Annotated in this window: 9 protein-coding genes; 8 read left to right on the plus strand and 1 reads right to left on the minus strand. The window is 66.8% G+C overall.

The window, feature by feature from the left end:
- The 6 genes from WA965_RS01540 to WA965_RS01565 all read left to right on the plus strand — a co-directional run.
- Nucleotides 1–1,825, plus strand: a 1,825-nt coding sequence (locus WA965_RS01540; RefSeq protein ID WP_526446958.1) for a hypothetical protein, incomplete at its 5' end; no start/stop codon positions are given.
- Complete coding sequence (locus WA965_RS01545; RefSeq protein WP_526295007.1) at nucleotides 1,822–2,022, plus strand: hypothetical protein; 201 nt, start codon at nucleotides 1,822–1,824, stop codon at nucleotides 2,020–2,022. The genes WA965_RS01540 and WA965_RS01545, both read left to right, overlap by 4 nt.
- Nucleotides 2,019–2,510 (plus strand): hypothetical protein, encoded by a 492-nt coding sequence (locus WA965_RS01550; RefSeq protein WP_526295009.1) that lies wholly within the window; start codon nucleotides 2,019–2,021, stop codon nucleotides 2,508–2,510. Before WA965_RS01545 ends, WA965_RS01550 begins: the two co-directional genes overlap by 4 nt.
- Before the next feature lie 113 nt (nucleotides 2,511–2,623).
- Nucleotides 2,624–3,142 carry a PH domain-containing protein gene (locus tag WA965_RS01555; RefSeq protein WP_526295011.1) on the plus strand — a complete coding sequence of 173 codons (519 nt, stop codon included), beginning with the start codon at nucleotides 2,624–2,626 and terminating at the stop codon, nucleotides 3,140–3,142.
- Between the two features lie 75 nt (nucleotides 3,143–3,217).
- Nucleotides 3,218–3,460, plus strand: coding sequence for a ribbon-helix-helix domain-containing protein (locus WA965_RS01560; protein ID WP_526295013.1), 243 nt, complete (start codon nucleotides 3,218–3,220; stop codon nucleotides 3,458–3,460).
- Nucleotides 3,457–3,888, plus strand: a complete 432-nt coding sequence (locus tag WA965_RS01565) for a TA system VapC family ribonuclease toxin (RefSeq protein WP_526295015.1) — start codon at nucleotides 3,457–3,459, stop codon at nucleotides 3,886–3,888. The genes WA965_RS01560 and WA965_RS01565 overlap by 4 nt, the downstream gene beginning before the upstream one ends.
- A gap of 29 nt (nucleotides 3,889–3,917) precedes the next feature.
- On the opposite strand, the gene WA965_RS01570 is transcribed toward WA965_RS01565, so the two are convergent.
- Nucleotides 3,918–4,598: a GtrA family protein gene (locus WA965_RS01570; protein ID WP_526295016.1), complete on the minus strand. Its 681-nt coding sequence runs from the start codon at nucleotides 4,596–4,598 to the stop codon at nucleotides 3,918–3,920.
- 130 nt (nucleotides 4,599–4,728) lie between these two features.
- On the opposite strand from WA965_RS01570, the gene WA965_RS01575 reads away from it, so the two are divergent.
- Nucleotides 4,729–5,886, plus strand: a complete 1,158-nt coding sequence (locus tag WA965_RS01575) for a 5-(carboxyamino)imidazole ribonucleotide synthase (protein WP_526446960.1) — start codon at nucleotides 4,729–4,731, stop codon at nucleotides 5,884–5,886.
- The coding region (locus WA965_RS01580; protein WP_526446962.1) for an AIR carboxylase family protein at nucleotides 5,868–6,033 on the plus strand (166 nt) is incomplete at its 3' end. The genes WA965_RS01575 and WA965_RS01580, both read left to right, overlap by 19 nt.

The raw sequence follows: 6,033 nt of genomic DNA on the forward strand, positions 1-6,033 counted from the left end.
GACCCAAGCGGTCATTCTGGCCCTGTCCGGCGCCGCGGCGGTGGCACTGGCTCGACGGCCCGCCCCCGCGGACAGCGCCCCGGTCAGGTCTGTGGTGTCGACGGTGATCGACGGCATCAGCCGACGCAGGTTCGCCGTGGCTGTGCTGGCCGCGGCCGCCGTGCTGTTCGCCTCGGCGGTGCTGCGGCTGAACCCCGGCGCCGCAGGGCGATTCGGTCTCGTCGAGGTCCTCGGCGTCGACTACTTCCTGGGCCTGGCCCTCATCACGCTGCTACTGGCCCTCGAATACCGCCGCGCCGCGTTCGACCCCGCGATGACCGCGGCCACCAACATCGCCCTGATGGTGTACCTGACGATGCCGGTCGCATGGTCCACCGGCAGCGCGCCATTCCCCACCGCGTTCGCGCACCGCTTCATCATCAACTGGATCGCCGACATCGGTGCCCTGCCTGCGGCCGTCGACGCCCGGATGAGCTGGGCGGGCTTCTTCTCCGCCACCGCGCACCTGATGCAGATCGCCGGGCTGACCGACAGCGAGGTCTTCCTGACCAGTGCCTCACTGGTGTTCAGCATCCTGATGATCTATCCCGTCTACGCCATCGGCATGGCGCTGACCGAAAGCCCCCGCGTGGCCTGGCTCGGTGTGAGCGTCTACGCGCTCTTCAACTGGTATCAGCAGGACTACTTCGCGCCGCAGGCCGTGGCGCTGCAGTTCTACGCGACGATCGTCGCGGTGCTGCTGTGGCAACTGCGCCGATCCGAGGTGCCTGTGCTCGACGGGTGGGCGACCTGGCGGCGGATCCCGGGCCGGGTGCCCGGTCGGGACGGCCGCTGGACCATGGCGGTCGAGGCGCTGCTGCTGATGATCATTGCGGCCCTTGTGGTTTCGCACCAGCTGACCCCGCTGGTGGCCATCGTGATGCTCGCGCTGTTCTCGGTGCTGGGCCTGACCCGCTACAAACTGCTGTGGCTGGCGTCGATCGTGCTGTTCATCGCATGGTTCCACTACGGCGCCTCCGGCTACTGGCACGGCCACCTGCTGGACGTGCTGTCCGACATCGGCGGCCTCGACGGCAACCTCACCTCCGGAGTCGCGGACCGGATCACCGGCGACCCCGTCTACGGTCGCATGCAGTACCTGCGCATGGGCGCCTCGATACTGCTGTTCTTCATCGCGCTGTACGGCTGTTTCCGGTTGCGCCGCAGCGCATTCGGACTGATCGCCGCCGGGCTGGTTCTGGCCCCGTTCAGCCTGGTGCTGATGCAGAGCTACGGCGGTGAGGTGGTGATCCGCTGCTTCCTCTACGCCTCACCGGTGATGGCCCCGCTGGCGGCGATGGTGGTGCTGCCGCTGCTGAGACGCGACTGGCGGGCAGGGGCGCCGCTGACGTTCCTGGTGTTCTTCACGCTGGCGGTGGTGCTGACCACCAACCGCGGCCTGAACACCAGCTTCGAACAGACACCACCGGAGACGCTGTCGATCTCCAAGCAGATGCAGCAGCTCGCCGACCCGACCGAGATCGCCTACTGGGGGCAGGGATCGGCGTTCAACGTGCCGCTCGTCTTCGACGTCGAGGACAGCTGCTACGCCACCCCGAAAGAGTTGGCCGACTGCACCGTCGCCAAAGACCCCGCCTATCTCGTCGACACCGCAGCGGACGAGATGTACATGCAGTTCCGATACGGCCTCAGCGCGCCGGAGATCGACGAGCTCGTCACCATCCTCACCACCGAAAAGGGATATGCGGTCATGTACGACGGAGACAACGTCACCGTGCTGCGGCGCGGCGATGCGCCCGTGTTGTCGCTCGAGGGGGTCCGATGATCGGCGTGGTGCTGCTGATCGCAGCCGGGGCGTCCTATCTGCTGGCCGGCTACTGGCGCGAACAGACGGTCGACAGCGAAGGTGTTCGGAGCCCGGATCGGCGGACGTCGCTGCTGATGCTCAGCACGGTCTGCCTGACGATCGCCGCGGTGCTGGTATCCGCCGTCGAGATGGTCGTGCTGGTGGTGCCGTCGTGACCACGTATCTGGAGCGTCCGTCGACGTCGGTTACCGACGACACGCCGCCACCGCGGCGGGTGCCGACGTGGGTCGTCGGGTTGACCGGTGTGGTGACCGTGCTGCTCGTCGGCCTGGCTGTCGGCGATGTGGTGATGCGGCTGTCGGGCCTCAGCGGCCGGCTGGCGTCGGTGACCGAGACGACCATGGCGTCGTCGCCCGTCGCGGTGCCCGAGGCTCCGGCCGTCGTCGCGGTTCCCGAGTTCTCGGTGATCGCGACACCCTGTGCGCCGATGAGCACCGACGGCGTCACCGCAGACGGATCGGTCGCCCACTGCGTGCCACTGCAATCCACCGACACCTATCTGTGGTCACTGACCCCGGGGGAGCTCGTTTCGTCGACGCCCGACCCCGCGCTGACCATCTGCATGGAGCAGACCCTGCGGTCCGCGGCGGACTGCGGTGAGTACCTCGCTCGTCCGAGCAACCCCGGCGACGGCGGTCACTGAAGGCGGGATTCGGTCGCCCGAGTGTGAAGCCAGGGCTGTGGTCCGCCCGGGTATCACAACCCGGAGTGCTATTCCGCGGCTCGTCGATCGCGGTTCCTGAGTAAAGTGCTGCCGTGGGCTATCCAGAGAACGTGCTGGCCAAGGACGAACACGTAGTCCTGCATCGCCACCCGCACTGGGGGCGACTGATGATCCCCGCCCTGGTGCTGATCCTCACGACAGCCGCCGCCGCGTTCGTCGCCGGCTACGTCAACACGCTGCAATGGGAAGCCAACGCCAAGAACATCGTCTTCCTCGTCATCGGCGCGATCTGGCTCATCCTCGTCGGCTGGCTCACCGTGTGGCCGTTCCTGAACTGGTGGACGACACACTTCGTGATCACCGACCGTCGAGTGATGTTCCGCCACGGACTGATCACCCGGCAGGGAATCGACATACCGCTGGCGCGGATCAACAGCGTGGAGTTCCGGCACGGCCTCATCGACCGGATGCTGCGCACCGGCACGCTGATCATCGAGTCAGCGTCGCAGGATCCGCTCGAGTTCCAGGACATTCCGCGAGTGGAACGAGTCCACTCGCTGCTCTATCACGAGGTCTTCGACACCCTGGGGTCCGAGGAATCGCCCAGCTGACGTCGGGACCGTCGGCGTGACTGTCACGACTTGTCGTAGCGGCGGAGGGATGGTTGATGCTTTAGCATCAGATGTATGCGCACCACATTGTCCATCGATGAAGATGTCTTGCTTGCGGTCAAGGAACGCGCCCGCCGGGAGAAGCGCACCGTCGGCGATGTGCTGTCCGATCTGGCCCGACAAGCGCTGACCCAACAACCGACGGCCGGGCCGCGGACAACTTCGAAGAGCGTGTACGGCTTTGAGCCGTTCGAGCATCGGGGACCCGCTGTGTCCAATTCGCTCGTCGATCGACTGCGCGAAGAAGACGCAGTGTGAGCCGTGCCCTTCTGGACGTCAACGTACTGATCGCGTTGCTGGACAGCGACCACGTCGACAACGAGCGCGTCCGGCAGTGGATCGCTGCCGAGATCCACGCCGGTTGGGCGTCCTGCGCCATCACGCAGAACGGCTTTGTTCGCATCGTCAGCCAGCCTCGATACCCCAGCCCCGTGCCGCCCGCCCAGGCGATCAGGACGTTGGCGCGGGCCGCAGCGACCGAGCATCACGAGTACTGGCCGTGCTCGGTCAGTCTCTTGGACGAAAACCTCATTGACCACACGCGTCTGCACGGCCACCGCCAGGTCACCGACTCGTATCTGCTTGCCCTCGCCACCGCCAATGGCGGACGGTTCGTGACTCTCGACCAGTCGATCTCCTTGGAAGCTGTCCGACTCGCCAGCCCGGAACACCTGGTCGTCATCTGAGCCCTTGATCGCCCGGCCCGCCGGTCGACTCAGGAGGTCTTCGACACCCTGGGGTCCGAGGAATCGCCCAGTTGACGTCGGGACCGTCGGCGTGACTGCCGCATCGGGGTGACGGTGCCGTTCTCGTTCTCGGCCATCGGGTGGCGAAGTTCGTACTCGTCCTCCAACGCCTCGGCGAAGCCGCCGCCGGTGAGCGTGGACTCCAACGCCTTGTCCGGGTTGCGCGCGAACTCGTCGGGGAACACGAAGCGGCGGAACGCCCAGAATCGGAACGCCATCTGCAGCAGATTGCCCACGATGTAGGCGGAGATGAAGTCGGCGACGTTCTCCGTGGCCAGCGACACCATCGGCACCCGCAGCATCAGCACATAGCTGGAGAAGTACAGCGGAGCCATGCTCAGCACCACGCCCACTCCACTGACGCCGAAGAACAGCAGCGCCTCGTGGTGACGCTCCCGGCCGCCCCGGTCGCGGAAGCTCCATTCCCGGTTGAGGATGTAGGACGCGATGACCGCGACGATGCCCGCGATGATCTTGGCCGTCACCGGCTTGGGCTCGAGGATCGTCAGCTTGAGCGTGAAGAAGATCGTGGCGTCGATGACGAACGTGGTGGCACCGACGATGGCAAATTTGATCAGCTCGTGGTGCTGTTCGGCGTAGGGACGGATCGGCCCCGGAAGGCGCTTGATCGTCGCATCGGCAAAAGACACAAGGTCAAAGTCTACGTAACGACCCTTAGAACTTCCCCATCGTCGCGTACCCGCAGGTCAATTACGTGGCCCAGGTCATGACACGATAGGTGCCGTGCCGAGAACTACGCCGACACCGCCCGTCGTCGCCATGATCGGGGGCGGACAACTCGCCAGAATGACCCACCAGGCAGCGATTGCGCTGGGCCAGACGCTGCGCGTGCTCGCCACCCGCAGCGACGAACCGGCCGCGCAGGTCTCCCCGGACATCGTTCTGGGGTCCCACACCGACCTCGACGCCCTGCGCCGCGCGGCCGACGGTGTGACAGTGCTCACCTTCGACCACGAGCACGTCCCGACCGAGCATCTGGAGAAGCTCGTCGCCGACGGCGTCAACGTTGCGCCGCCGCCCGAGGCGCTGATCCACGCGCAGGACAAGCTGGTGATGCGGCGGCGTCTGGAGGCCCTCGGCGCGCCGGTGCCGCGCTACACGGCCATCTCCTCGGTGGCCGACGTCGAGGCCTTCGCCGCGCAGACCGGCGGGCCGGTGGTGATCAAGACCGTGCGCGGCGGCTACGACGGCCGCGGCGTGGTGATGGCGTCGTCTGCCGACGAGGCCCGCGACGTGGTGGCGCGCTACCTGGCCGACGGCGTGGAGGTCATGGCCGAGGAGCGGGTCGCGATGAAGCGCGAACTGGCCGCGCTGGTGGCCCGATCGCCGTTCGGTCAGGGCGCGGCGTGGCCGGTGGTGGAGACGGTGCAGCGCGACGGGATCTGCGTGACAGTGCTGGCCCCCGCGCCCGGCTTGTCTGACGAACTCGGTTCTGCCGCTTCGGAATTGGCTCTGCGACTGGCCGCCGAGCTGGGAGTCGTCGGGGTGCTGGCGGTCGAGCTGTTCGAGACCGTCTCCGGCGGGTTGATGGTCAACGAACTCGCGATGCGGCCGCACAACTCCGGTCACTGGACCATGGACGGCGCCCGCACGTCGCAGTTCGAGCAGCATCTGCGCGCCGTGCTCGACTATCCGCTGGGGGACACCTCGCCTCTGGCGCCGTTCACGGTGATGGGCAATGTGCTCGGCGCTGCGGAAACTCCGGCGATGTCGATGGATGAACGGGTGCACCATCTGTTCGCGCGGATGCCCGACGCCAAAGTGCACCTCTACGGCAAGGAAGAGCGGCCGGGCCGCAAGATCGGGCACGTCAACGTCATCGGCTCCGACCCGGAGGTGCTGCGGGAGCGTGCCGAGCGGGCGGCACACTGGTTGTCGCACGCGCAGTGGACCGACGGATGGGATTCTCACGCATGAGCGCTCGGGTGGGCCTGATCATGGGCAGCGACAGCGACTGGCCTGTGATGGCCGACGCCGCCGAGGCACTGGCCGAATTCGACGTGCCGTTCGAGGTCGGCGTGGTGTCTGCGCATCGCACGCCGGGACGGATGCTGTCCTATGCGC

The organism is Mycobacterium sp. (assembly GCF_049683935.1).
GTDB lineage: Bacteria > Actinomycetota > Actinomycetes > Mycobacteriales > Mycobacteriaceae > Mycobacterium.